We start from the raw sequence: 25,763 nt of genomic DNA, 5'->3' as shown, positions 1-25,763 counted from the left end.
TTCTACTTTACAACGGTAAATCCCTCTTTCTAAACACTACAATTGCTACTATGAAAATACAAAGTGCTCCAGCAATTAAACCTATACTCACTGGCCATATATTATACGTTCCCTCAGCAATTCCTTTCGGACGAAATAGCGTAAATAATGATATATTTCTCATCCACTCTAACTTATCGCTTAATTTACCTACCATGTCCGTTACGAAAAATAAAATAGTTAAACTTGCTGAGTAGCTAAGTGCCTTTCTTTCGTCATTACATATACAAGAAAAGAAAAATGAATACGCACTAACGACTAAAAATATTAACCCACCCACTATATTTATCTTCAGGAATAATTCTTTATTTAAGTTATTATCTTGTAGAAACCACTCTGCACCTACTATACCCGCTACATACGTAACAGTTACTATGATTAGTAGCCCTAATACGAGAATAACCGCTTGCGTGATTGCAATTTGCACTCTAGATACAGGTGTTGCTAGCAAGTATGCCATCGCTCCTTTATCTACATGACGAGCAATTAAATGCGTTGCAACTGTTACACAATAAATTGTTAATATGATAATAAACAATAGACTATAATATTCGCCAGCTAAAAAATCCATTACGTTTTGAATCGGACTTTCCATTCCAACAATTTTTTTCACACTATCAGGCATAGCACTTATTAATTTATTTAACCCTTTCGCTGATACCATTGAAGGGAAGATCCAAATTAATAACCATAAATATAGAGCTGCACCAGTTGCATAACTCAAAATACTTTTTTGTGTTTCTTTCAAATTAGCTAAAAACAATTGCTTATTCATGCTTTACCCCTTCTTTCTTATCGTAATAATGCATAAATAAATGTTCTAAATCCATTGCCCTCGTTTGAAGCGCCGTTACATTATAGTTTGAAAGTGTTTGTAAAACAGTTTGATAGTTTCCTTGCACAATAATCGATGCTTCTCTACCTTTCACCGCTTCAAATTGCAAATCACATTGCGCCAGAGATTCAATCTCTTCTTGCGATGATACGGTTACATCTATTACCTGTCGTCTCAAGCTTTGTAAATCATGAATATTTTCAATCGCTACAAGGCGACCATCTTTAATTATAGCCACTCTATCACAAGTTCTCTCAATCTCAGTAAAAATGTGCGATGACATAAGGATTGTTTTCCCTCTTTGCTTTTCTTCTAATATTAAATCGATAAACACTTGCTGCATAAGTGGATCGAGTCCTGATGTTGGTTCATCTAAAATTAACACTTCCGGATCATGCATAAAAGCAGCAACAATTCCTACTTTTTGCTTCATTCCTTTAGACATTTTTCGAATCGGTGTTTTCACATCAAATTGTAGACGTTCTATTAATTCATCTCGTCTTTTCGTATCCTTTAACCCGCGCATTCCTTGCATTAACTTTAAAAAATCTAATCCGTTCATTCCTTCAATAAAAGAAATTTCACCTGGCAGATAACCAACTTTCCTTTGGATTTTCGCCGCTTCATTCCAACAATCTAATCCAAAAATTGTCGCTTTACCAGCTGTCGGTTTTATAAATCCCATTAAATTACGAATTGTTGTGGATTTCCCAGCACCATTTGGTCCTAAGTAACCAAATACTTCCCCTTCTTTTACATCAAATGTAATATGAAACAAACCTTTTCCATTTGAAAACTGTTTTGTGACATTTTGAACTGAAATCATAATTCCACCTCATTTTTTGAAATATTTAATATGTGATATTTCAAAATTATTGTACTCCTCATCTTTCATATTCGCAACAACTTTTTGAAATATTTATATGTCCATATTTCAAAATTATTGTTTTCCATTATTTTTTCTTGTATATTTTAATTGAGGTGATTGCATTGAACGGCTTTGAAAAAGTGAAAGAAAAGAAAAAACGTGCCATTAAAGAGGCAGCCTTCTTATTATTTTCAGAACGTGGATTTAATGAAGTGAAAATAGAACATATTGCAAAAGAAGCAAATGTTTCTCAAGTTACCATTTATAATCATTTCGGAAGTAAAGATGCATTATTTAGAGAGCTTATACAAGAATTTATCATATCTGAATTTCAATTTTATAAAGATCTTGCAGAGGACAAATTACCTTTTCATGAGATGATGCAAAAAATGATTGTAAGAAAAATGAATACTGGTGGGTTATTTCAGCCAGATATGTTACTACAAATGATGCAAAGAGATGAAGAGCTCCGAGAGTTTATTTATAGTTATCAAAACGAAAAAATCCTGCCTTGGTATTTAGAAATACTAGAACAAGCACAGCAAAAAAATGAAATTAACCCTCATCTTACTAAAGAAATGATGCTACTATACATTCAAATGTTCACTAAACTAGGTGATGATTTCGGGGCTCAGTTTCTTGAAGGAGATCGCGAAAAACATATACAAGATATCGTTACGATGTTCTTTTATGGGCTGTCCGTCCCAGAAAAATAATGTTTCTAAAGAACAAATACCATCACAAAAAAAGCCCTTTGGATATTTAAATCTCAAGGGCTTTTTCATGTCAATAAAATGATTAAAACTAACTTTATCTTAAAGCAGTTAAATGCTGCTTTATAGATAATACCTTATTATAGATTAACTCTTTTAGCATAACTGGCTGAATTGAGATAATTGTTTCACCGAAATTCAGAAAGTAACTTGAAATAAACTCAACTTCTTGCTTGTTAAAATAACCTGTTATACTATAATTTTCATTTTCTTTTTGTATCCTCATGGAAGGATAACTCTCTTTATCGAAAATGTCTTTTCCTTTTTGATTAACAATGACACGAAAATCAATTGCATCCGGCTTTCTGTGAAAAGTAGCAAGATAACTTAATAATTCTTCAAGGTTTTTTGGATTCGTATTACTTGTTTCCACAATAGAAAGAATTTTATCACATCTAATTATTTGAACATTATTTGTCTCAAAATTAAAGATTTTAGCATACCACTGGCCAAATTTAGATTCTATTCGAATAAATTGGGCGACCAATACTTTTTCCTCATCTTTTTTTAAATATGTTAAATGATAAACTCGCTCAGCAAAAATCCCCTGTAAAATTTCTTTTAAGAACGGACTAAAATTACTATGATTTGTTACTTCAAAAGAAAGCGTTCGTTCCATGATTGAAATATTTTTACTCACATTATCAGGTAATACATGTTTAAATTTATTTTCAAGCGCAATACTTTCTACATTAAATGGTTTTGTCTTGTATCCATTTAGCGTAAGAATCGAAAAGTATAACGCATACATTTCATCCACACTAAAATAAATTGGCGATAACACACTATTTTCTATAATTTTATAACTTCCATTTCTACCCAGTTCAGAATATATTGGTACACCTATTTCTTCCAATGATTGAATATCTCGCAACGCGGTACTTTTAGAAATATCATATCTAGCCATTAAATCTTTTAAATTAAAATATCTTTTATTATTTAAGAAAATAAGCATATCATTTATTCGTTCCGTTTTTTTCATATTTCCCTCCCAAAAAGGTGTCATGTATTGAAACCTTTTTAGTCTATATTATAATTATTAACTAATAAAGGAGTTATATATTTATGACATTAGAAATAGCTATTTTTCTTTCAATGAATGGGCAAGCAAAGGAGGCAATTAATTTTTACACACGTAATTTAGAAGCTACGCAGTTAATGATTGTTACATATGGAGAACTGGCCAAAAGAGATAGTTCTTTTAAAATTACAAGTGAAAATAAAGATCATATTGCTCACTCTGTTTTACAAATTGGGAATACAAAGCTAATGATAGCAGAAGATACAATGAATCCTAAGGAACGTTATAACGTCGGAAATAACATGTCACTTTGCATTCAAAGCGCTAATTTAGAAGAAATACAAAGATTTTATAATAATTTAGTTTCCGATAAGAACGTGAAGGTAATCTCTCCACTAGAAAAAAATATCTTTAGTGAAGCATATGGGATTATTGAAGATCCATACGGCATACAAATCCAGTTAATGTATGACAAACGATTAAACTAAATAATTATCCATATTCACATATTCCTAATAAAAAAGACACGAAATTCGTGTCTTTTTTACTTTACAGTGATGACTCTACCGGTTTCACTACTTTCAATCGCTAATTGAATAAGTCGAATAACTTCTATGCCTTCTTGTGCTGTTACAGGTGGTTTCTCACCATTTACTATACTATCTCTTACACCTTTATAATACATGTCATAACAGCCAACTTCTGTTGGAATACGCTCTAGCTTTTCTTCCGTATGTAAAGTAGCAAATTTCTCTTCAGCATCTACTCCATAACCGTTATCGCCTGGCTTCATTCCATTTTTTAATTGTTCTTCCTGTGAATCCATACCGTATTTCACGATAGAACCTTTATCTCCATGCAATGTAAAGTGTGGACCTTCTTGCTTTACGTAACTGCTGCTATGTAAAGTGACACGTTTAACACCGTAGTGAAGTATAACATGGAAGTAATCATCAATTTCTGCACCTGGTCGTTGTTTGATTACATCTGCACTTATCGCATCTGGTTTCCCAAATAATGATAATGCTTGGTCAATTAAATGCGATCCTAAATCATACAGTATACCTGATCCTGGTAAATTCTTTTCTCTCCAGCGATCACGTACATTCGGGCGAAAACGATCGAAATGCGCTTCATATGCGTATAGATTCCCTACTCTATTTTCTTCTAACAATTTCTTTATCGTTAAGAAATCATTATCAAAACGGCGATTATGATACACGCTTAACACCACATTATGCTGTTTTGCTAGTGAAATTAGTTCTTCGCCTTCTTCAATTGAAACAACGAATGGCTTCTCCACAACTACATGCTTACCATGTAAAATTGCTTCTTTTACATATGGGAAATGAGTTGTATTCGGTGAAGTAATGACCACTAAGTCAATATCAGCACGATTTACTAATTCCTCAATTGTGCCAACAACTTCAGCATTTGGTAATGCTTGCTTCACTAGTTCTTCTTTTGAAGATAAAATAGCACGAATATCATATTCTTCTATCGTTTGTAATAATGGGATGTGAAATGTTGTACTAGAAAATCCAAATCCTACAATGCCTACACCTATTTTTTCCATGTTGCCCCTCCATCTGTCCCGCTTTAACGGACAGTAAGATTCCTACCTCAAAATTCAGCGCAAGCAAAGAAATTAGTTGAGGAATCAACTGCTCGTAAAAGTCCGATTGATTAAAGTTTCACTTTATGAGAACGATTTCATTCAGTTATTATATCAAGATTATTATTATTTACATAATAATTTGCCTAGAAAAAAGCATCTTGCCATTATTCATAGCAAGATGCTTTTTTACTCCGGTCGTTTTTTTGTCCACGTTTCAATAACTTCACCAGTATCATTAACATCTAGTACTAAACTACCGTTACTATACCGGTCTTTATTTCGATACGCTTTCGGATCAATTTCTTCTACAATATATTTCTCAGTCTTCATATATACTAGTTCATCATCTCGAACAATTTCAATACCGACAATACGGTATGGATTACGTTTTAACTCTTTAAAAATAACAAGACCTCGCTTCGCTCTCGTTGATTTCTCAATTTCTGATGCTTTTAGACGTTTTACAGCACCTCGCTGCGTAACAAGAATAAGTTGATCTTTGTCACCATTTAACGGTTTACCCGAAGCGACATAATCATCTTCTTTTAAGTTAATTGCTTTTACACCAGCAGCCCTTACACCGACTGGACTTACTTCATCTTCATGGAAAATAAGTGCATATGCACCATAGGTTGCAAGAACAATATCACTCGTTCCATCTGTTGCAAATATATCTACAACATAATCATCTTTTTTCAAATTCACAGCGACGAACGCTCTTGAATAACGCTGAACTTTATATTGGTTTAATTCTGTTTTCTTAATCATACCATTTCGTGTAACAAATACGATAAATCGTTTTTCTTCTTCAAAATTCGGTACGACGGTCGCCCAAATAATCATTTCATCCCGCTCGAGTGAAACGAGATTCGCAACGTGTTGACCTAAATCTTTCCAACGAATTTCTGGCATTTCATATACTGGCAGATATATATAGTTTCCTTTATTCGTAAATAAGAGGACTGTCTCTGTCGTATTCGTATCGAATCGCTCCAGTAAGATGTCACCCTCTTTCATACCGAAGTCTTTTCCGTTCGATGCATTATGTGAACGCCAACCTGTTCGTTTCACATATCCTTCTTTCGTTACAGTAACGATGACATCTTCCTGCGGAATCATAACTTCCACATCGATTTTAATTTCCTCAATTTGTTCTTCAATAATAGCACGGCGATCATCACTATATGTTTTCTTGACTCTCTTCAAATCTGTTTTAATAACTTGAAGAAGTCTTTTTTCACTTTGTAAAATTGACTGTAACTCTATAATCTTCTTATTAAGCTCGTCTGCTTCTTGTTCTAGCGCCGTAATATCTGTATTCGTTAAACGATATAGTTGCAGCGAAACAATTGCTTCTGATTGCGCTTCTGTAAATCCAAATTTCGTACTTAAATTATCTTTTGCATTACGTTTATCTTTAGAAGCACGGATTGTTTCAATCACTTCATCTAAAATCGATAATGCTTTCTTTAAACCTTCTACAATATGTTGACGGTTTTCTGCTTTTCTTAATTCATATTGTGAGCGTCTCGTAACAACTTCTTTTTGATGCCCAATATACGCATCCAAAATCTTAGGTAATGTCATAAGTGTCGGACGACGATTATTTATCGCTACCATATTAAAGTTATATGGAATTTGTAAATCTGTGTTCTTATATAAATAATTTAAAATACCTTCAGCATTTACTTCTTTTTTTAACTCTACAACGATTCGAAGACCTGTACGATCTGTCTCATCACGTACTTCAGCAATTCCATCTAGTTTTTTATCTAGACGTAATTCATCCATTTTTTTAACAAGGTTCGCTTTATTTACTTCATACGGAATTTCTGTAATAACGATTTGTTGCTTCCCACCACGGATCGTTTCAACTTCCGCTTTTCCGCGAATAATAATTTTACCTTTTCCTGTTTCATACGCTTTTTTAATACCATCAATCCCTTGAATAATACCACCTGTTGGGAAATCTGGTCCTTTCATAACTGTTAATAAATCATCAACAGTACTATTCGGCTTATCAATACGCATCATCGTCGCATCAATTACTTCTCCAAGGTGATGCGGAGGAATTTCTGTTGCATAACCAGCTGAAATCCCTGTAGATCCGTTCACTAATAAGTTCGGGAACATCGCTGGAAGTACAACAGGTTCTTCACTCGTATCATCGAAGTTTGACACGAATTCTACTGTTTCTTTATCGAGATCACGTAATAACTCAGATGCAATTGGTGATAATCGTGCTTCCGTATAACGCATTGCCGCTGCTGGATCGCCATCCACACTACCATTATTACCATGCATTTCAACTAAAACATTACGTACTTTCCAAGTTTGACTTAAACGTACCATCGCCTCATATACAGAGGAATCACCGTGTGGATGGTAGTTACCAATAACATTACCAACTGTTTTAGCTGATTTACGAAATGCTTTATCATGTACATTTCCTTCTACATACATAGAATATAAAATACGTCTTTGTACCGGTTTTAAACCGTCACGCGCATCTGGAAGCGCGCGATCTTGAATAATATATTTACTATAACGTGCAAAGCGGTCACCTAACACGTCTTCAAGCGGGAGGTCATGAAACTTCTCTGCCTGCATGTTATTCCACCTCCGTCTCCATAATCATTTCATTTTCTAAAATGTTTCCTTCTTCTTGCATACCAAATTGTACATTTCGTTCGATCCATTTACGGCGAGGTTCTACTTTATCACCCATCAATGTCGTAACTCGGCGCTCCGCTCTTGATGCATCGTCAATTTTCACACGAATCAACGTACGTGTTTCAGGATTCATCGTCGTTTCCCATAATTGATCGGCATTCATTTCGCCAAGTCCTTTATAGCGCTGCAGCATGTAGCCTTTACCGACCTTTTTTGTTACACCATCTAATTCTTCATCAGACCATGCATACTCAATCACTTCACTCTTACCTTTTCCTTTACTTACTTTGTATAAAGGAGGAAGTGCAATAAATACTTTGCCAGCTTCGATAAGTGGTTTCATATATCTGTAGAAGAACGTTAGTAACAATACTTGAATGTGCGCACCATCTGTATCAGCATCGGTCATAATTACAATTTTATCGTAGTTAATATCTTCAACAGCGAATTCATTCCCTACACCACCGCCAATAGCGTAAATGATTGTATTAATTTCTTCATTTTTAAAGATATCAGCAAGTTTTGCTTTTTCTGTATTGATTACTTTACCACGTAACGGTAATACCGCTTGGAAACGTCGGTCTCGACCTTGTTTCGCGGAACCACCCGCAGAGTCACCCTCTACTAGGTACAGTTCATTTTTTTGCGGGTTACGTGATTGTGCTGGTGTTAACTTACCACTTAATGTACCTTCTGATTTCTTTTTCTTTTTACCAGTACGCGCTTCTTCTCTCGCTTTACGAGCAGCCTCACGTGCCTGCGCTGCTTTAACTGCCTTTCTCACAAGAAGTGTAGCAACATCCGGGTTTTCTTCTAAAAAGTAAGCTAAATGCTCAGATACAATTGCATCAATTGAAGAACGAGCTTCACTTGTACCAAGTTTCCCTTTCGTTTGCCCTTCAAACTGAAGTACTTCTTCTGGTACACGTACAGAAACGATAGCCGCTACACCTTCACGAATATCTGTACCTTCTAAGTTTTTATCTTTTTCTTTTAATAACGATACTTTACGAGCATACTCATTGAACACACGTGTCATTGCTGTCTTAAACCCAGCTTCGTGTGTTCCACCATCTTTTGTACGTACATTATTTACAAACGAAAGAATATTTTCTGAGTAGCCATCGTTAAATTGAAATGCTAGCTCTGCCTCAATTCCATTTTGTTCACCAGTAAAATATACAACCGGATGGATTGAATCTTTTTCTTCATTTAAGTATGAAACGAAAGCTTCAATTCCTGTTTCATAATGAAAGACATCTTCTAAATCATTTCGCTCATCTTTTATTGAGATTTTCATCCCTTTTAATAAGAATGCAGATTCACGTAATCTTTCACATAATGTTTCGTAATTGTAATTTGTTGTGCTGAAAATCGTTGTATCCGGTTTAAAATGTATTGTCGTACCAGACTCTTTCGTCTTCCCGATCTTCTCCAGTGTCGTTGCAGGAATACCACCATTTTCAAAGCGTTGTTCATAAATATTTCCGTCACGTTTAATCGTCACTACTAACCATTCTGACAAGGCATTTACAACTGATGCCCCAACACCGTGTAAACCACCACTTGTTTTATAGCCACCTTGACCAAACTTACCACCGGCATGAAGTACAGTTAAAATGACTTCAGGTGTAGGTTTCCCAAGTTTATGCATTCCCGTAGGCATTCCTCGCCCTTTATCAATAACGCTAATACTATTATCTTTATGTATTACGACAGAAATTTCGTCGCCAAATCCCGCTAACGCTTCATCAACGGAGTTATCTACTATTTCATATACTAAATGATGCAATCCACGGCTATCCGTACTCCCGATATACATACCCGGGCGTTTTCGAACGGCTTCAAGTCCTTCTAGCACTTGAATTGCATCTTCATTATATTGGAACTGATGCTTTGCCAAACTCCTTGCCCCTTTCCTAATCAAATCAGAACATATGTTTCTATTATAGAATAACGCCTCGACTATAGTTTTGGCAAGTTATCTTATCTCTTTTATATACCATTTTCAATAGAAAAATCCTTGTTTTTTCACAAGGATTCCTCTAGGCTACTATTTCAGAAAAATAATCGTTTGTCAACGAGAAATGGATATGTATGCCAAGATTATACATTCCAAACCTTTATCATGATCCAAATGATCAATATCCAAAATGGGATAACAAGTAACAATCCCCAAAAACAGCCTTTAAAAAATCTCATGATGAACACCTCGTTCATCGGCCCTACTTATTTATAACGAGGGCTGAATCAATCTTTCTCTCTTTAAAACCTATACTATTTTGTCATCGCATGTTCTACTTTAATGCAACGATCCATTATTACAGTATAGCCTGTTTCTTGCAAAAGTTTATATGTATCTTCATCTTGTACTCCTAATTGTGCCCAAAAAACATCTGCATCAATCTCTACAAACTCTTTCGCAACATCCATTAAAAATTCTGAACGGCGGAATACATTTACAATATCAACATGTTCCTTAATATCCTTTAGTGAAGAAACTGCTTTTTCTCCAAGCACCTCATTTACTGTTGGGTTTACTGGAATAATGCGATACCCAGCATCTTGCATTGCTTTTGAAACCATATACGATGTACGTTCTGGCTTATCCGATAATCCAACAACTGCAATCGTTTTGCTTTTCTTTAATACTTCACCAATTTCCGTACGAGTTGGGTTTTCAATTGTCATAATTTATCCCTCCTATTCCTTTAGTATAGCCGATAAAGAAAGTCTCTTTCAATATGAAAGAGACTTTCTTTTATTTCAATTATTGATTCTTTGTAGCTGAATTATCTGCTAAAGTAGCTGTTTTCGTCATTTTTTGACCGTTACGATAGAATGTAACTTCTACTTTCTCGCCTACTTTTTTCTTTTCATATAAATATTTACGGAATTGAAGTGAATTTTCTACTTTTTGATCATCTAATGATACTACAATATCATATTGCTCTAAACCAGCTTTTTCTGCAGGTGATATTGGGTAAATTTTACCTAATACAACGCCGTTTGTTACTTCTTTCGGTACTTTCAATTGATTTACTGCATAAGCTTGCACATCTTCTAATGAAACGACACCTACTCCAAGAGCTGGACGTTTCACCACTCCGTCTTTTTCAAGTGATTCAATAACTGGCTTTGCAATATTAATTGGAATAGCAAATCCAATTCCTTCAACTTCTTGTTGTGCAATTTTACTTGAATTAATCCCAATTATTTCACCATTTTGGTTAAACAACGCACCACCACTATTACCTGGGTTAATTGCTGCATCTGTTTGAATAACTTGAGCATTCCAATCTGCACGCTTATCGCCATCGATATCTACTGGAATTTCACGTTCTTTGCTACTAATAATACCTTCCGTTACACTTCCATCAAAACCGAGTGGGTTACCAATTGCAATCGCTTTTTCACCCGCACGAAGTTTACTTGAATCACCTAAAGTGGCAACTTTATTTACATTAGATCCATCAATTTCTACAACCGCTAAATCTAACCAAGGGTCTTTCCCTACAAGTTTTGCATCTACCTTTTTACCATCACTTAATTTTACAGCAAGTTTATTTGCTCCATCTACTACATGATTGTTCGTTACAATATACGCTTTATTTCCTGCTTTTTTATAAATAACACCTGATCCTGAGCCAGCTTGTTGCTCTTGGCCTGTCGGTTGCATTGCAAATGGATCAACACTTTGTTGCATATTAATAACACCTACAACAACATCTTTCGCGCCTTCAATCATACCAGGTAAATCAGTTTCATTTTTTGCTTTATTGACAACAGGAATTACAGTACCTTCAACTTTTGAATCCGAACTGAATGATGATACAGCCGCTCCATTATTTTGAGCCCATGGCATATATGGTGCCGCAAAACTAATTGTGACAGCCCCAACTACAGCTCCGACTAAACCTGTGAAAAAATAACCTTTTTTACTACCTGATTTTCTCACTTCTCTCGTTTCACTATGCTCTTCATTTAAATTTGGTCCGTCGTAATATCCCATGTTTACTTCCCCTCTCTGGTGAATTCGTATTTTCAGTATAGTCACGTTTTGTGTCCTTCTTGTGAACTCATCGTGAAATCCAATTAAAAAAATACTCTTATCTAACATTGTAGACAAGAAAAGTATTTTTTGTACATTCCACCTACAAAAGAGAGTATAAATTTGCTATATTCCAAAGCCAAAGCGCATAGTAATTTAAAGGTTATTCTTCAAATTTGTAACCAACTCGAATAACAGTACCGATATGCTTCGCTTTATCTCCTAGCTTATTTCGTAGTTTTTTAATATGAGTATCAACCGTTCGGTCATCACCGTAGTAATCATATCCCCATAACTGATCTAATAAATGTTGACGTGACAACACAATTCCTTTGTTCTCCATTAAATAAACAAGAAGTTCAAATTCCTTATGTGTCAATATAATTTCTTCTCCATCTACTAAAACGGTTCTAGATAGACGATTCACTTCTATTCCAGCTAAAGACATAGCATTTTCTTCCGCTACTCCTACCACACCATCCGCACGTTTCAATAACGTCTTCGCACGAGCTACTAACACTTTCGGGCTGAAAGGTTTCGTTACATACTCATCTGCACCTAATTCGAACCCTAGTAGTGTATCATCCTCATCCGAACGTGCTGTCAACATAATGATCGGTACTGCTGATTCTTTTCTAATTCGTCTACAAACAGACCATCCATCTATTTCTGGTAACATAATATCTAACATAATTAAATCAATTTCATGCTCTGCAAATAATTCTAACGCTATTTTCCCGTCTTCTGCTTCGATTACTTCAAAGCCTTCATTACGAAAATAATCACTAACGATTTCACGTAATCTTCTTTCATCTTCAACTAGTAACACTGTTTTATTCATATCATCTATCCCGCCTTTTTACTCTTTCAATCGAATAATACGTTGATTGGAGCTTCCGCGAAATGGAAGTGTTAAATCTTTTTTCTCGATTTCAAATCTTCCATCGACTAAAACATCCCCATAATGTAACAACTCTATCATATCATTATTTTGAGAACTCTGTATCTCTTCTAACGTATAACCTGTATACATCCAAAGATTTTTTTTCAAGTCTTTCACAGCTTTTGCTACTTTTTTCACTTCCGCAGCTTGGAAGAATGGATCTCCACCTGAAAATGTTACATCAGTTAATGAATTACTTGCAATCTCTTTCACAATTTCTACTACTGTCATTTCAGTTCCATTACAAATATTCCACGATTTCGGATTATGGCAACCGAAACAACGATGCGGGCAGCCCGCAAAAAACACGACTGTCCGCAACCCTTCTCCATCTACTACACTATCATGAATGATATTCATCACTTTCATTGATGCTTCACCCGATCCATTTCTTCACTACGTTTTGCACTATTCCACTTCGACATATCCCCTACAAGATAGCCTGTAATACGGCGAATTCTTTCTATATTAGCCTCGTCTTCATTTCCGCAAATTGGGCATTCATTTCCAATAACTCCGTGATAACTGCAGCACTTACAACGGTCAACAGGATGATTAATTGAACCGTATCCAACGCCATGATCTGCCATCGCTCGTACAATTTGTTTTAACGCCTGTTTGTTATGCATAGCTGCTCCGTCTAGCTCAATATACGTAATATGTCCCCCGTTACATAGGGCATGGAAAGGTCCTTCTAAACGAATTTTATTTATCGCTTGAATGCTATAGTAAACTGGGATATGGAATGAATTCGTATAATAATTATGGTTCGTTATACCGCTAATCACACCAAATTCTTCTCTATCTTTTTTCACAAACTTCCCTGATAACCCTTCTGCAGGAGTTGCAATTACTGAGAAATTCAGTTCATGTTCTTCCGTCGCTTTATCCATTCTATCTCTCATAAAGGAAATGATTTCATATCCGAGTTTCCATGATTCTTCATCTTCTCCATGATGCTTTCCTGTTAAAGCTACTAAGCACTCCGCAAGACCGATAAAACCAAGACTTAACGTCCCTTGCTTTAAAATGGATGCTACAGAATCTTCAGGCTGTAACTTCTCTCCACCGCGCCATACACCTTGTGAATATAAAAATCGAAAATCTCTTGCTCGCTTCGTACTTTGATACTCAAATCTCTCTAATAATTGCTTAATCCCTAAATCTAAGTAATAATTTAACGCTTCAAAAAATGCTTCTTTTGAACCACTAATTAACGCTAATTTCACTAAGTTGATAGACGTAAATGATAAATTGCCTCTTCCAATCGCTGTTTCTTCTCCATGTATGTTAGACATGACACGGGTACGACATCCCATATAACATACTTCACTTTCCGGTCGTCCGTCATAATGCACTGCATTAAATGGCGCATCTAAAAATGAAAAGTTAGGGAATAATCGTTCAGCCGTTGTCTCTAACGCTAATTCAAATAAATCATAGTTCGGATCACATTCTTCAAAGTTCACACCTTTTTTCATTTTAAAAATTTGAATCGGAAAAATTGGTGTTTCTCCTTTACCAAGACCAGCTTGTGTCGCTTTTAAAAGTTGTCTAACTAATAACCGTCCCTCTTTTGATGTGTCTGTTCCATAATTAATAGAAATAAACGGTACTTGTCCCCCGCCCCTACTGTGCATACTATTTGAATTATGAACGAAAGCTTCACACGCCTGATACGTATCATTTTCTGTTTCTTTCCATGCAAATTCTTCTATTTGTTCTTTCGTAAGCGGATATGACTGTAATCGTTTCTTATGTCTCGCTACTGTTTTTCTCACATATGGAGCTAAATCAATATCAAAGAGTGCAAATGATTGACCACCGTGCTGCATATTTTGATTCGCCTGAAAAATAATAGACGAAAGAGCCAATGCACTTTTAATATCCTGCGGTTGTCTCATATGCCCATGTCCAGTATGAAAACCGTCCGCAAGCATTTGCGCTAACGGAATTTGCGAACAAGTCGTCGTTCCTGTCGCATAAAAATCTAAGTCATGTGGATATAATATATTTTGATTTATCGCTTTTTTCACTTGATCTGACAATAAATTTTCAACTGCATAATATTTCGCACTCTCTGATGCGAACGTTCCCATTACTCCCATTGGAGAGCGACCATCTACATTTGCATTTTCTTGCATTAAATCTTGCTCACTACCGTGGACAATCGTCTCAAACACTCTCATTAATTCTTCTCCACGTACATTTCGTTGTAACATTTATAACCCTCCACCAATATGTTGTTGTCTTTTGATTAAAATGTTACTACATATAGTCTTGGTGTTTCTGTGAGAAATGTAACATTCCTGTGAAATTTTTTTCACGAAATAATGAATTTTTCATTTACAAAAAAGAAATGTGCTCTTTACAAATGTATGGTACAATATACGGGAAAAACTCTTTTTACCCTTTATCAACACATTTGAATAAAGGAGACTGAACTTATGGTTATTACATATCTTTTATTTATCGTTGCCTACTTACTTGGCTCGATTCCATTCGCACTAGTCGTTGGAAAAATCGGCTACGGAATCGATATTCGTGAGCACGGAAGCGGTAATCTAGGCGGAACAAATACATTCCGCACACTAGGGAAAAAAGCAGGTTTTATCGTTACAATTGCTGACATTTTAAAAGGTACATTAGCAACAAGTCTACCGATTATTTTCGGTTTAGATGTTCACCCACTATGGTTCGGATTAGCAGCTGTTCTTGGACATGTGTATCCGATTTTCGCGAAATTCCGTGGTGGTAAAGCTGTTGCAACTTCTGCTGGCGTGCTATTATGCTACTCTCCAGTTGTTTTTGCAATATTAGCTGTTGTCTTTTTCAGCCTTTTATTTACAACAAGATACGTATCACTTTCTTCTATGGTAACAGCCGTCGTTGCTGTTATTGCATCCATTGTTAGCGGGGATAAAATCTTCATTATTGCGATGTGTTTATTAGCAGGTATGGTTATTTATAAACACCGTGCAAATATCGGACGAATTATAAATAAAACTGAACCGAAAGCAAACTTTTCAAAAAAGCAAAAATAAGATCGTAACCCACATAACGCAAAAAGAAAACGTGAAGCATATTAATAGCGTCTTTTTGCGTTATTTTTTATACTAAAGAAAAAGCAACATAATTTGGAGGAACTATACATGAATCTTTCCGTAACAAAAGAAGCAGCACAATGGTATAAAAACGAATTAAACTTACAATCGGGTGAAACACTACGCCTTTTCGTACAATACGGCGGTTGCAGTACTGTGCAAAAAGGACTTTCTTTAGGTATTCGTAAAGATGATCCTGCACATCCTGCTGTTCAAACTCAAGAAGAAGGTATTAACTTCTTTATTGAAGGCGATGATGAGTGGTTCTTCGATGGACATAATTTAGCTGTTACATTTAACGACGGTGATGATTTCCCGCAATTTAATTATGAAAAATAAAAAAGCGTGGCTTCTGCCACGCTTTTTTATTTTTTCTTAATTTCCTCATATTTCGCATACCACTCTGGATATAACTTTTTAAATGATACAGGCCTGAACCCTTCTTTTTTCGCGCAAATATTCGTCGTACTTGCAGTAATACAAAGTTCACCTTCACCGTTATATATTTCATAACCATATACAACGCGAAGCGGACTAACAGTATCAATCCACGTTTTCACAATTGCTTTTTCTCCGTAACGCATCGCTTTACGATATGAAATTTGCAAATCTAACACAGGAGAAATAATTCCCTCTTTCTCCATTTCAACATATGAAAATCCTAAATCTTGTATAAGTTTCGTGCGACCTAGTTCAAGCCACACCAAATAGTTTGAATGGTAAACAACACCCATTTGATCTGTTTCCGCATAACGGATTTCAACTTCATGTTCTGCTACAAACATATGTATTCGCCTTCTTTCACTTCTGCTACCTTGCATACATTTAATCATAATACAGTGACATCAAAAATAAAATAAAAACAGTGAATCTTTTACTGAAAGGAGCAAGCATATGATTCAAATTGTAACTGTTCGTAGCGGTGATAGCGTATATAGCTTGGCATCAAAGTACGGATCAACACCTGACGAAATAGTAAAGGACAATGGACTAAATCCAGCTGAAACACTCGTTGTAGGTCAGGCACTGATCGTTAATACGAAAGGGAATAATTATTATGTACAGCCTGGCGATAGCCTATATCGAATCTCTCAAACATATAACGTACCACTCGCTAGTTTAGCTAAGGTTAATAACTTATCTTTAAAATCCATTCTCCATGTTGGACAGCAATTATATATACCAAAAGGGACAAAACGCGCAGTAGAATCCATCGCTTATTTACAACCTTCAACAATACCAATAAAAGAAAGTTTGGTTAACGCTACGCGTGCCATTAATCCATTTTTAACATATTTGGCTTACTTCAGTTTCGAGGCAAAAAGAGATGGTACGTTAAAAGAACCAACTGAAACAGCTAAAATCGCTAATATTGCAGCGCAAGGCAAAACCATCCCGATGCTTGTTATTACAAATATTGAAAATGGAAATTTCAGTGCCGATCTGACATCGGTTATTTTACGCGATGCATCGATTCAAAACAAATTTATTACTAACATTTTACAAACAGCTGAGAAATACGGTATGCGAGACATTCATTTTGATTTCGAGAGTGTGGCACCTGAAGATCGTGAAGCGTATAATCGTTTTTTACGAACTGTAAAAACACGCTTACCTAGCGGGTACACATTGAGTACAACGCTTGTACCGAAAACAAGTTCAAATCAAAAGGGCAAATTTTTCGAAGCTCACGATTATAAGGCACAAGGACAAATTGTTGATTTCGTCGTAATTATGACATACGACTGGGGTTGGCAAGGTGGTCCACCGATGGCTATTTCTCCTATTGGTCCTGTAAAAGAAGTACTTCAATACGCAAAATCTCAAATGCCTCCCCAAAAAATTATGATGGGGCAAAACTTATACGGATTCGATTGGAAACTTCCGTTCAAACAAGGTAACCCGCCTGCAAAAGCAATTAGCTCTGTCGCAGCTGTTGCACTAGCTCGTAAATACAATGTTCCTATCCGCTATGATTTCACAGCTCAAACTCCTCATTTTAATTACTTTGACGAAAACGGCGTACAACACGAAGTTTGGTTTGAAGATTCACGGTCTGTTCAAAGCAAATTCAATTTAATGAAAGAACAAGGTATAGGCGGTATTAGTTACTGGAAGATTGGCTTACCATTCCCGCAAAATTGGCGTTTACTCGTTGAAAATTTTACGATTACGAAAAAGGGCTGACATAAGTCAGCCCTTTTTGACTATTAAAAATCCGTCACAAAAAGAAGAATGACAACATTCTCCCTTTTTAACCGTTATCAACAATCGGTTGTTTGCCTGTTTGGTCTTGCATTTGCTTTCCTTTATTGCCACCAGCTTTTTTTGATTGTGTTCCAATATGATTCGGTGCAAAGTCTTTTGAATTCTTTTTCGGATTACCCATTACTATCGCCTCCTTAACACTAGTATCGTACTAGTGTTAAGAATTATTCAGCTTGCTTAAAAAGTTGCATTTCATAACGTTTTTCAATACGCTCTTCAATGCGATCGATTGCATCACGATCACTTAATAATTGTTGTTTATTTTCTTTCACAAGTTCGTCAAATGATTTACGGCGACTTCTTCTCATGCTGTTCACCCTCTCTCCTTCGCATTCTTACTATACATAGTATGAGCAAATGAAAAACTCTTTAATCAGATTTGTAAGAAAATTTTATGTTTTAGTACTCCTAAAAAAACTCCGTGCACAACTTCTTGTACACGGAGTTTTTTATACCATCATATTTAAATATTCTTTTAGCTTTTCATCCGCATTCATTTCACTTTGTTTATACTCACTTAGCGCTTGCAGTACAAAATCATACTGTCCTAAAATATAACTTTCTAATTTCAGGACATCCTCTAAGCTATTAAGCATAATTCTCGTATTACCAACTTCACTTTTTAACGCCGGTTCACAATTTAAACTCGTACATATTTCTTTCACATCATCTTCTAATATCTCTGTTAATACGTATTTCTTTCGCCCTTTTACTTTTACTCTCATAACTGGATAAAAAGCTTTTATATCTAAATAGCTTCCTACATTCATACAACGAATCCATTCGATATCACGTTTATTTCGTACAAGTATCTTTTTTACTGCTTCATATACTGCTGTTTCATCAAGTACTTCTATATTCGATTTCCTGTTTGTTTCTTCTTCAATAGATGCACATTTTTGATAAACAGCTGCACACGTAATACAATCATCAAATGCATTATGAGAACTTAAACGAATGCCAAGCATTCGCTTTAACGTTTCAAGTTTATGATTAGGTGCGTGCTTCATATATTTCTTCGCTAAAAACACAGTATCAATCACTTTATTTTGAGGTTCAGGCAGCCCAAGCATATTTACATTACTTTTTAAAAAACGCATATCAAAAGATGCATTATGAGCGACAATAACATTTGTATGTAAAAATGCTAAAAATAGAGGTAATACTTCTTCAATCGTCGGTGCATCTGAAACACGATAATTTGTAATACCTGTTAAACTCGTTATTCGGTCCGGAATTGAACGCTCTGGATTCACATAGGAAACAAATTGATCTACTAGTTCATGATTACGATATTTCACTGCTGCTACTTGAATAATTTTATCATTATAAGGGTTAAATCCTGTTGTTTCAAAATCAATTACAACATAATCTAACGGTAAGGATATATTCCCCACTCCAAACACTCCTTTACCTCTAAACGTTTATATTTCTTTTATCATAACATGCTGCTATCACTACGTGAAAAAGAAAAGGCAGAAATGGTAACTTTCCACCTCTACCTTTTCACCATTATTTTAATTTAGCAATCCGTTTCTCCATCTCTTTTTGCGTCATCGGTCCAATAAACTTATCTTGAATGACACCTTTCGTATCTATAAAATACGAAGTTGGAATCGTAATTACTTTATACGCTGTTGTCACATCAATGTTCTTGTCCAATAAAATAGGAAAAGTAATTCCTTTTTCTTTTGCAAAATTGCTTACCTTTTCTACTCCCCCGCCCTTTTCTGAAGGCGTATAATTTATTGCTAAAATTTCTACATTTTCTTTATGTTCTTTATAGAAAGCCTCCATATCCGGCATTTCTTGCTGGCAAGGTCCACACCACGTTGCCCAAAAGTTTAAAATCACTTTCTTTCCTTTCAAATCTGATAACTTTACATTCGTTCCATCTAACTTCGTTAATTCAAAGTTTGGCGCACTCTTCCCTATTTCGATACCATTACTTGCAATCATCTCTTTCATAGCAGCTTCACTTTTTTCTTGTTCTCCTTGGGCCGCCTGATCGCTTTTACCAAACTGTTCATAAGCTGCATATCCCGCTAAACAAAGTAACACTACAATAATCGTAAGCTTCCGCCACATTTTATATCACCCTAACGTATTTATCTTCTTATTAACCTAATTACCCAAATACTATATACCTTATTTTAGCTTATACGGACAAGCTTGGAAATATTCACAGTCAAAATAATTAGAATATTCTTATTTAAAGTGAAATTTTTTCCTTTTTATCATATAATTAGAAAAACAGATGACGTGTTTCCTATCTCCTTATGGACCCATTCACCTTTTTACTTTCTTATATAACCTTCAACAAAAGGGGGATTGTGTATGAATTCATTCGAAAAAATAACATTATATATTCTTAGTTTTCTTTTATATCCAATCGGTATTATTGCATGGATCATTTCACTCTTTAGTAAAGATCTTGAAAAAAAGAAAATAGGGCGTATTTGTCTTTACATCGCTCTAGTTTCATTCGTCCTTTTCGTAATCCTTGGAATTGCAACTTTCCTTATGACCGCTACTTTTAATGTTGATCTGAATCATTCTGAATCTATCGAGTATCAAATAAATGACGGTGAATGAAGATAAGAGCATTGCTCTTATCTTTATTTACACCCTTTTAAAAATGAATGACTATTTATTAATTTTTCAGGACTTCCACATGCAACAATACTTCTTTCTCTCATGATAACAACACAATCTGCTAGTATCACTTTCTCTACATCATGTGTTGCTACAATTCTCGTTCCCCCTCTTCCTAGCCCTTCTATCATATTCCAAACAACTTCTTGATTGCTCGGATCTAATCCCGCAGTTGGTTCATCTAAAATAATAAGATTCGGATTTGAAACAATTGCTCGCAATAATGCAAGACGTTTTCTTTCCCCTCCCGAAAACTCTTCACCGCTTTTATGTAGTACAGTTTGAATCCCTTCAGGCAATTCACTAATAATCGGCGTTACACTTACAAGTTCAGCATTTTTTTCTAACTCGTTTTCTAAGCCCACTTCCCCGAAATACATATTCTCTTTTACTGTCGTCCGAAAGAATCGAGGTTCTTGCCACACTGTAGTCAATCGAGCCTCATTACCATAATAAACAATGCTACCGTTAGATGGTTTATACAAGCCTGTCATTAATTTTAAAAGCGTTGTTTTTCCTGCACCACTTTCCCCTACGATCATAATGAGTTACCAGGGTTAATTTGCAAATCAATATTATGAATTCTGCATTTCTCTTCATCATTTTCCTGAAATGAAACATTTGTTATTGTCATCCCCATCGCTCTTTCTACATTACTATTTGCCACTCGTTTATCTAAAAAGGAAAAAACTCTACTTGCCGAAGCAGCTGCAACTTGTGTCATCATTAATAAATCTCCCACATAACGGACAGGGAAAAAGAGCATCTCTATTGTCGCTAAAACTGCAACAAGTGAACCAACCTCCATTTCCCCCTGCATTATTTTTTGCGCACCTATAATAAGAACAACGATATATGCTCCTGTTTCAATCACTGTTCCAACTACTCCAATACAGTGTTGCATCATCGTCTTCTTTACTTCTGTTTTATAAGATTGTGCCGTTACTCCTTTAAATAAGCCAATAGCCCATTTTTCTTTTTGCAAACTACGTAAATCTTGTGCACCTTTTACAAACTGTGAAACCATCTCTACAACACTTGATTGATTTTTTTGAGCAATACTTGCGATATTTCTTACCTTTTTGCCCATAATCATTGGAACAACTGCACTTAGAAATAAAAACGGAGTTATCCACCAGATGAACTGTGTATCTATATGTTGCAGCGCTATGATCGCACCGATAAATTGCGCAATGGCATGTATATATTCTATTAATATAGAACCATATAACCTGACCCAGTTCGGAATATCAGATACGACTAAAGTTTCCAACTCTCCTTGTTTGATTTTCTCACTCTCTTCAAATGGTAATAAGAAAAAATGACGCAATACATCTATACGCTTCTCTCGTAATATTCGCTGACTCGCTTTGGAGCTTACATAATCAAATGAAAGATTGTTCACCCACATCAACAAGCGGCTAGCTGTAAACAAAGTAATGTAAAGATACGCCCCTTTCAGCTCTTGTTGAATGAGATTATCTACAATTAGCCCCATAAATAGTGGACGGGATAAATTTAGAATAGCTACAAAAAGCCCACTGCATACAGCTGCTATTACTAATATTTTTTCTTTCTGTAACGGTAACAATATTCTTTTATATTCTTTCATGACATTTCCTCCGTTTTTTATAGTAAAAAGAAAGGGATGAAACCAAATGGTTTCATCCCTTTCCATAAAATAAGGAAGCTAACAGTTGTTAGCTTCCTTATCGTTCATTTCAATTATTTAGTTTGACACTTTAGACTCTTCGATTTTCTCACGAAGAACCATTTGCAGAATACCACCGTGACGGTAGTAGTCAATTTCAACTTCACTATCGAAACGAGCTACTACTTCAAATTGTTTTTCGTTGCCATCTAAATCGGTTGCAACTACTTTTACTAGATCACGTGGTCTAACTGTTTTGTCGATTTGAATTTCAAATGACTCGTTACCAACAAGACCTAATGTTTCAGTGCTTTCGCCATCTTTAAACTGTAGTGGTAATACGCCCATTAATACTAAGTTACTACGGTGGATACGCTCGAAGCTTTCTGCAATTACTGCTTTAATACCTAATAAGTTTGTACCTTTCGCAGCCCAGTCACGAGAACTTCCCATACCGTAATCTTTACCTGCAACAACTAGAAGGCCTGTGCCATCTTCTTTATATTTCATAGCAGCATCATAGATTGATGTTACTTCACCAGTTGGCCAATATGTTGTATATCCGCCTTCTGTTCCTGGTGCGATTTGGTTTTTAATACGGATGTTCGCGAATGTACCACGCATCATAACTTCATGGTTACCACGACGAGAACCGTAAGAGTTGAAGTCAACTGGTTGTACGCCGTTCTCTAATAAGTAGCGCCCAGCTGGTGTGTGCTTACCGATTGAACCTGCTGGTGAAATATGGTCTGTCGTTACAGAATCACCAAATTTACCAACTACGCGTAAGCCTGATAATGTTTCAACTTCACCTGGCTCTTTAGATAATCCTTCAAAGAACGGTGGATTTTGAATGTATGTTGAATCATTATCCCAAGTATATAAAGCTTCGTTTGAAGTTTGAATTTCATTCCAACGCTCATTGCTGTTAAATACTTGTGCATATTCTTTCTTGAACAGTTCAGATGTAACAACGTTTTGAACTACATCTTCAATTTCTTTAGCTGATGGCCAAATATCATTGAAGTAAACAGCATTGCCATTTGCATCTTTACCAATTTCATCATTTTTCAGGTCAATATCAACAGTACCTGCAAGTGCATATGCCACAACAAGTGGTGGTGATGCTAAATAGTTCGCTTTTACAAGTGGGTGAATACGACCTTCAAAGTTACGGTTACCAGATAAAACAGATGTTACTAGTAAGTCGTTTGCTGCGATTGCTTCTTCTAGTTCGTCTGCTAATGGACCAGAGTTACCGATACAAGTCGTACAGCCGTAACCAACTGTTTGGAAACCTAGTTGATCTAAATATGTTGTTAAACCTGATTTATCTAAGTACTCTGTAACAACTTTAGATCCTGGCGCTAATGACGTTTTTACGTACTCAGGTACTACAAGTCCTTTTTCAATTGCTTTCTTCGCAACTAAACCTGCCCCAATTAATACGTATGGGTTTGATGTATTTGTACAGCTTGTAATTGCAGCGATTGCAATTGCACCTGTTTTCATCGTTACTTCTTTATCTTCTAATGTAACCTTCACTTCTTTATCGAACTCTTGCTCATTAAATCCAAGTCCTTGTGTTCCAACTGGTGCTACAACAGCTTTGTGGAACGCATCTTTCATATCTGAAAGTGGAATTAAATCTTGTGGACGTTTCGGTCCAGAAAGGTTAGATTCGATTGTATTTAAATCAATTTCAACAAGATCCGTGTAGATTGGATCTTTGCTGTCTGCTGTATAGAATAAGCCATTTGCTTTACAGTATTCTTCAACAACGCGAATTTGCTCTTCATCTCTACCTGTTAAACGTAAGTATTCTAATGAAATATCATCGATTGGGAAGAATCCACAAGTTGCGCCGTATTCTGGTGCCATGTTTGAAATTGTTGCACGGTCAGCTAAAGGCATGCTCTTTAGTCCATTACCGAAGAACTCAACGAATTTACCAACTACACCTTTTTGACGTAATACTTGTGTTACTTTTAATGCAACGTCAGTTGCTGTAGTGCCACTTGGAAGTGTACCAGTTAATTTCACACCGATTACTTCAGGTACTGGGAAGTATGAAGGCTGTCCAAGCATTCCTGCTTCTGCTTCAATACCACCAACGCCCCATCCAAGAACACCGATACCGTTAATCATTGTTGTATGTGAGTCTGTTCCAACTAATGAATCCGGGTATGCAACTAAGTCACCTTCAGCATTTTTCACAGCATGAACAACTGGTGCTAAATATTCAAGGTTTACTTGGTGTACAATACCTGTTGCTGGTGGAACCGCACGATAGTTATCGAATGATTTTTGTGCCCAGCTTAAAAATTTATAACGTTCTTCATTACGTTTAAACTCTAAGTCCATGTTGAATGCAAGCGCGTCTGCTGTACCCGCTCTATCAACCTGTACCGAGTGATCGATTACAAGGTCTACAGTAATTTCAGGATTAATTTTATCAGGATCCCCACCCATGTCTGCCATTGCTTTACGAAGCGAAGCCAAATCTACAACAGCTGGAACACCAGTGAAATCTTGTAAAATTACACGAGATGGTTTAAATGGAACATCGATATCTTGCACATCTTTCGTTCCCCATTTTGCTAAATTTGTAACATGCTCTTCTGTGATTACACGTCCGTCTACTTGACGAAGTACTGATTCAAGTAAAACTTTCACGGAATATGGTAATTGAGATACGTTGCCAACCCCTGCATTTTCAAGCGCTTTCAAATCATAATAATGATACGTTTTTCCATCTACTTCAAAAGTTGCACGTGATTGAAATGGATTATGTTTGACCATTATGTTTCCCCCCTGTTAAACGTGACTAAGTTGTCTGAATATAAAATGTAGACAAACTTTTCAATACCTTACGATAATATCTTATTACAACTTTCTAAATAAGTAAATAATAAGAAACTTATAGATTATCATAAGTTTTCTTTATGTTTCTAAATTTGAATAGCTTTCATGCTCCTTATGAATACTATTACCATAAAGTAAAGTGCTTTATTAGCGGTTTACTTACAGTTCATACATACTATGAACTGCTCATCATTCAACATACAAAAAATGTTATAGAGGTGAAATAAAATGGGTAAACGAAAAGCAAATCATACTATTTCAGGAATGAATGCTGCATCCGCACAAGGACAAGGTGCTGGTTATAACGAAGAGTTTGCAAATGAGAATTTAACTCCTGCAGAGCGACAAAATAATAAGAAACGTAAAAAGAACCAATAACGAAAAATCCCAAAAGGAACA

The 25,763-nt window shown here is 35.7% G+C and carries 24 protein-coding genes and 1 pseudogene; 7 read left to right on the top strand and 18 right to left on the bottom strand.

All coding sequences use genetic code 11. From position 1 onward, the window contains the following. Window positions 1-7: 7 nt before the first annotated feature. Both QCI46_RS09690 and QCI46_RS09685 read right to left on the bottom strand, forming a co-directional pair. Window positions 8-814, bottom strand: a complete 807-nt coding sequence (locus QCI46_RS09690) for an ABC transporter permease subunit (RefSeq protein ID WP_353840061.1) — start codon at window positions 812-814, stop codon at window positions 8-10. Continuing rightward, the gene (locus tag QCI46_RS09685) at window positions 807-1,700 is read right to left on the bottom strand and encodes an ABC transporter ATP-binding protein (protein ID WP_353840060.1); all 894 of its coding nucleotides are present in this window, start codon (window positions 1,698-1,700) and stop codon (window positions 807-809) included. Before QCI46_RS09685 ends, QCI46_RS09690 begins: the two co-directional genes overlap by 8 nt. A gap of 137 nt (window positions 1,701-1,837) precedes the next feature. Between QCI46_RS09685 and QCI46_RS09680 the strand changes: the two genes are divergently transcribed. Beyond that, complete coding sequence (locus QCI46_RS09680; protein WP_353840059.1) at window positions 1,838-2,458, top strand: TetR/AcrR family transcriptional regulator; 621 nt, start codon at window positions 1,838-1,840, stop codon at window positions 2,456-2,458. A 94-nt stretch (window positions 2,459-2,552) separates the two neighbouring features. Here QCI46_RS09680 and QCI46_RS09675 read toward each other — a convergent pair whose 3' ends face one another. Next, window positions 2,553-3,521: a helix-turn-helix transcriptional regulator gene (locus QCI46_RS09675; protein WP_353840058.1), complete on the bottom strand. Its 969-nt coding sequence runs from the start codon at window positions 3,519-3,521 to the stop codon at window positions 2,553-2,555. Between the two features lie 59 nt (window positions 3,522-3,580). Between QCI46_RS09675 and QCI46_RS09670 the strand changes: the two genes are divergently transcribed. Continuing rightward, window positions 3,581-4,024, top strand: a complete 444-nt coding sequence (locus QCI46_RS09670) for a VOC family protein (RefSeq protein ID WP_353840057.1) — start codon at window positions 3,581-3,583, stop codon at window positions 4,022-4,024. A gap of 56 nt (window positions 4,025-4,080) precedes the next feature. Here QCI46_RS09670 and QCI46_RS09665 read toward each other — a convergent pair whose 3' ends face one another. From QCI46_RS09665 to QCI46_RS09630, 8 genes are all read right to left on the bottom strand, one after another. Then, window positions 4,081-5,112 carry an oxidoreductase gene (locus QCI46_RS09665; RefSeq protein WP_353840056.1) on the bottom strand — a complete coding sequence of 344 codons (1,032 nt, stop codon included), beginning with the start codon at window positions 5,110-5,112 and terminating at the stop codon, window positions 4,081-4,083. Between the two features lie 228 nt (window positions 5,113-5,340). Next, window positions 5,341-7,764, bottom strand: coding sequence for a DNA topoisomerase IV subunit A (parC, locus tag QCI46_RS09660; RefSeq protein ID WP_353840055.1), 2,424 nt, complete (start codon window positions 7,762-7,764; stop codon window positions 5,341-5,343). Window position 7,765: 1 nt separating this feature from the next. Continuing rightward, window positions 7,766-9,730: a DNA topoisomerase IV subunit B gene (parE, locus tag QCI46_RS09655; RefSeq protein WP_001062189.1), complete on the bottom strand. Its 1,965-nt coding sequence runs from the start codon at window positions 9,728-9,730 to the stop codon at window positions 7,766-7,768. Window positions 9,731-10,104: 374 nt separating this feature from the next. Further along, window positions 10,105-10,518: a CoA-binding protein gene (locus QCI46_RS09650; protein WP_000151395.1), complete on the bottom strand. Its 414-nt coding sequence runs from the start codon at window positions 10,516-10,518 to the stop codon at window positions 10,105-10,107. 79 nt (window positions 10,519-10,597) lie between these two features. Next, the gene (locus QCI46_RS09645; RefSeq protein ID WP_353840054.1) at window positions 10,598-11,839 is read right to left on the bottom strand and encodes a S1C family serine protease; all 1,242 of its coding nucleotides are present in this window, start codon (window positions 11,837-11,839) and stop codon (window positions 10,598-10,600) included. Between the two features lie 202 nt (window positions 11,840-12,041). After that, on the bottom strand, window positions 12,042-12,719 hold the full coding sequence (locus QCI46_RS09640; protein ID WP_001044675.1) for a response regulator transcription factor: 678 nt from the start codon (window positions 12,717-12,719) through the stop codon (window positions 12,042-12,044). Between the two features lie 18 nt (window positions 12,720-12,737). Beyond that, complete coding sequence (gene nrdG / locus QCI46_RS09635) at window positions 12,738-13,190, bottom strand: anaerobic ribonucleoside-triphosphate reductase activating protein (RefSeq protein ID WP_048544052.1); 453 nt, start codon at window positions 13,188-13,190, stop codon at window positions 12,738-12,740. Next, window positions 13,187-15,043, bottom strand: coding sequence for an anaerobic ribonucleoside triphosphate reductase (locus tag QCI46_RS09630; protein ID WP_353840053.1), 1,857 nt, complete (start codon window positions 15,041-15,043; stop codon window positions 13,187-13,189). The genes nrdG and QCI46_RS09630 overlap by 4 nt, the downstream gene beginning before the upstream one ends. 225 nt (window positions 15,044-15,268) lie before the next feature. On the opposite strand from QCI46_RS09630, the gene plsY reads away from it, so the two are divergent. Both plsY and QCI46_RS09620 read left to right on the top strand, forming a co-directional pair. Then, complete coding sequence (plsY, locus tag QCI46_RS09625) at window positions 15,269-15,865, top strand: glycerol-3-phosphate 1-O-acyltransferase PlsY (RefSeq protein WP_000237189.1); 597 nt, start codon at window positions 15,269-15,271, stop codon at window positions 15,863-15,865. A gap of 108 nt (window positions 15,866-15,973) precedes the next feature. After that, entirely contained in the window at window positions 15,974-16,264 is a 291-nt protein-coding gene (locus QCI46_RS09620) for a HesB/YadR/YfhF family protein (protein WP_001054448.1), read from the top strand. A 26-nt stretch (window positions 16,265-16,290) separates the two neighbouring features. Here QCI46_RS09620 and QCI46_RS09615 read toward each other — a convergent pair whose 3' ends face one another. After that, the gene (locus QCI46_RS09615) at window positions 16,291-16,710 is read right to left on the bottom strand and encodes an acyl-CoA thioesterase (RefSeq protein WP_000495804.1); all 420 of its coding nucleotides are present in this window, start codon (window positions 16,708-16,710) and stop codon (window positions 16,291-16,293) included. Window positions 16,711-16,819: 109 nt separating this feature from the next. Here QCI46_RS09615 and QCI46_RS09610 point away from each other — a divergent pair, with 109 nt between their 5' ends. After that, window positions 16,820-18,112 (top strand): glycoside hydrolase family 18 protein, encoded by a 1,293-nt coding sequence (locus tag QCI46_RS09610; RefSeq protein WP_353840052.1) that lies wholly within the window; start codon window positions 16,820-16,822, stop codon window positions 18,110-18,112. Window positions 18,113-18,179: 67 nt separating this feature from the next. Here the strand turns inward: QCI46_RS09610 and sspN are convergent, their stop codons facing one another. The 4 genes from sspN to QCI46_RS09590 form a co-directional block, all read right to left on the bottom strand. Next, window positions 18,180-18,314, bottom strand: a complete 135-nt coding sequence (gene sspN / locus QCI46_RS09605; protein ID WP_000527987.1) for an acid-soluble spore protein SspN — start codon at window positions 18,312-18,314, stop codon at window positions 18,180-18,182. Window positions 18,315-18,357: 43 nt separating this feature from the next. Then, window positions 18,358-18,501, bottom strand: coding sequence for an FbpB family small basic protein (locus QCI46_RS09600; protein WP_001254698.1), 144 nt, complete (start codon window positions 18,499-18,501; stop codon window positions 18,358-18,360). Between the two features lie 141 nt (window positions 18,502-18,642). Continuing rightward, window positions 18,643-19,590 carry a 3'-5' exonuclease gene (locus QCI46_RS09595; RefSeq protein WP_353840051.1) on the bottom strand — a complete coding sequence of 316 codons (948 nt, stop codon included), beginning with the start codon at window positions 19,588-19,590 and terminating at the stop codon, window positions 18,643-18,645. Window positions 19,591-19,705: 115 nt separating this feature from the next. Continuing rightward, a complete protein-coding gene (locus QCI46_RS09590; protein WP_353840050.1) occupies window positions 19,706-20,281 on the bottom strand; it encodes a TlpA family protein disulfide reductase in 576 nt (191 codons plus the stop codon). A gap of 249 nt (window positions 20,282-20,530) precedes the next feature. On the opposite strand from QCI46_RS09590, the gene QCI46_RS09585 reads away from it, so the two are divergent. Continuing rightward, the gene (locus QCI46_RS09585; RefSeq protein WP_353840049.1) at window positions 20,531-20,788 is read left to right on the top strand and encodes a hypothetical protein; all 258 of its coding nucleotides are present in this window, start codon (window positions 20,531-20,533) and stop codon (window positions 20,786-20,788) included. A gap of 23 nt (window positions 20,789-20,811) precedes the next feature. Here the strand turns inward: QCI46_RS09585 and QCI46_RS09580 are convergent. Together QCI46_RS09580 and acnA are read right to left on the bottom strand one after the other, a co-directional pair. After that, window positions 20,812-22,460, bottom strand: a pseudogene (locus QCI46_RS09580) (ABC transporter ATP-binding protein). Window positions 22,461-22,577: 117 nt separating this feature from the next. After that, window positions 22,578-25,301, bottom strand: a complete 2,724-nt coding sequence (acnA, locus tag QCI46_RS09575) for an aconitate hydratase AcnA (RefSeq protein WP_327958476.1) — start codon at window positions 25,299-25,301, stop codon at window positions 22,578-22,580. Window positions 25,302-25,592: 291 nt separating this feature from the next. Between acnA and sspO the strand changes: the two genes are divergently transcribed. After that, the gene (sspO, locus tag QCI46_RS09570; RefSeq protein ID WP_000518052.1) at window positions 25,593-25,742 is read left to right on the top strand and encodes an acid-soluble spore protein SspO; all 150 of its coding nucleotides are present in this window, start codon (window positions 25,593-25,595) and stop codon (window positions 25,740-25,742) included. The last annotated feature ends 21 nt before the right edge of the window (window positions 25,743-25,763 follow it).

It is taken from the genome of Bacillus cereus group sp. RP32 (assembly GCF_040459735.1).
Lineage (GTDB): Bacteria > Bacillota > Bacilli > Bacillales > Bacillaceae_G > Bacillus_A > Bacillus_A wiedmannii.
This window is presented reverse-complemented; position numbering and strand designations above follow the sequence as displayed.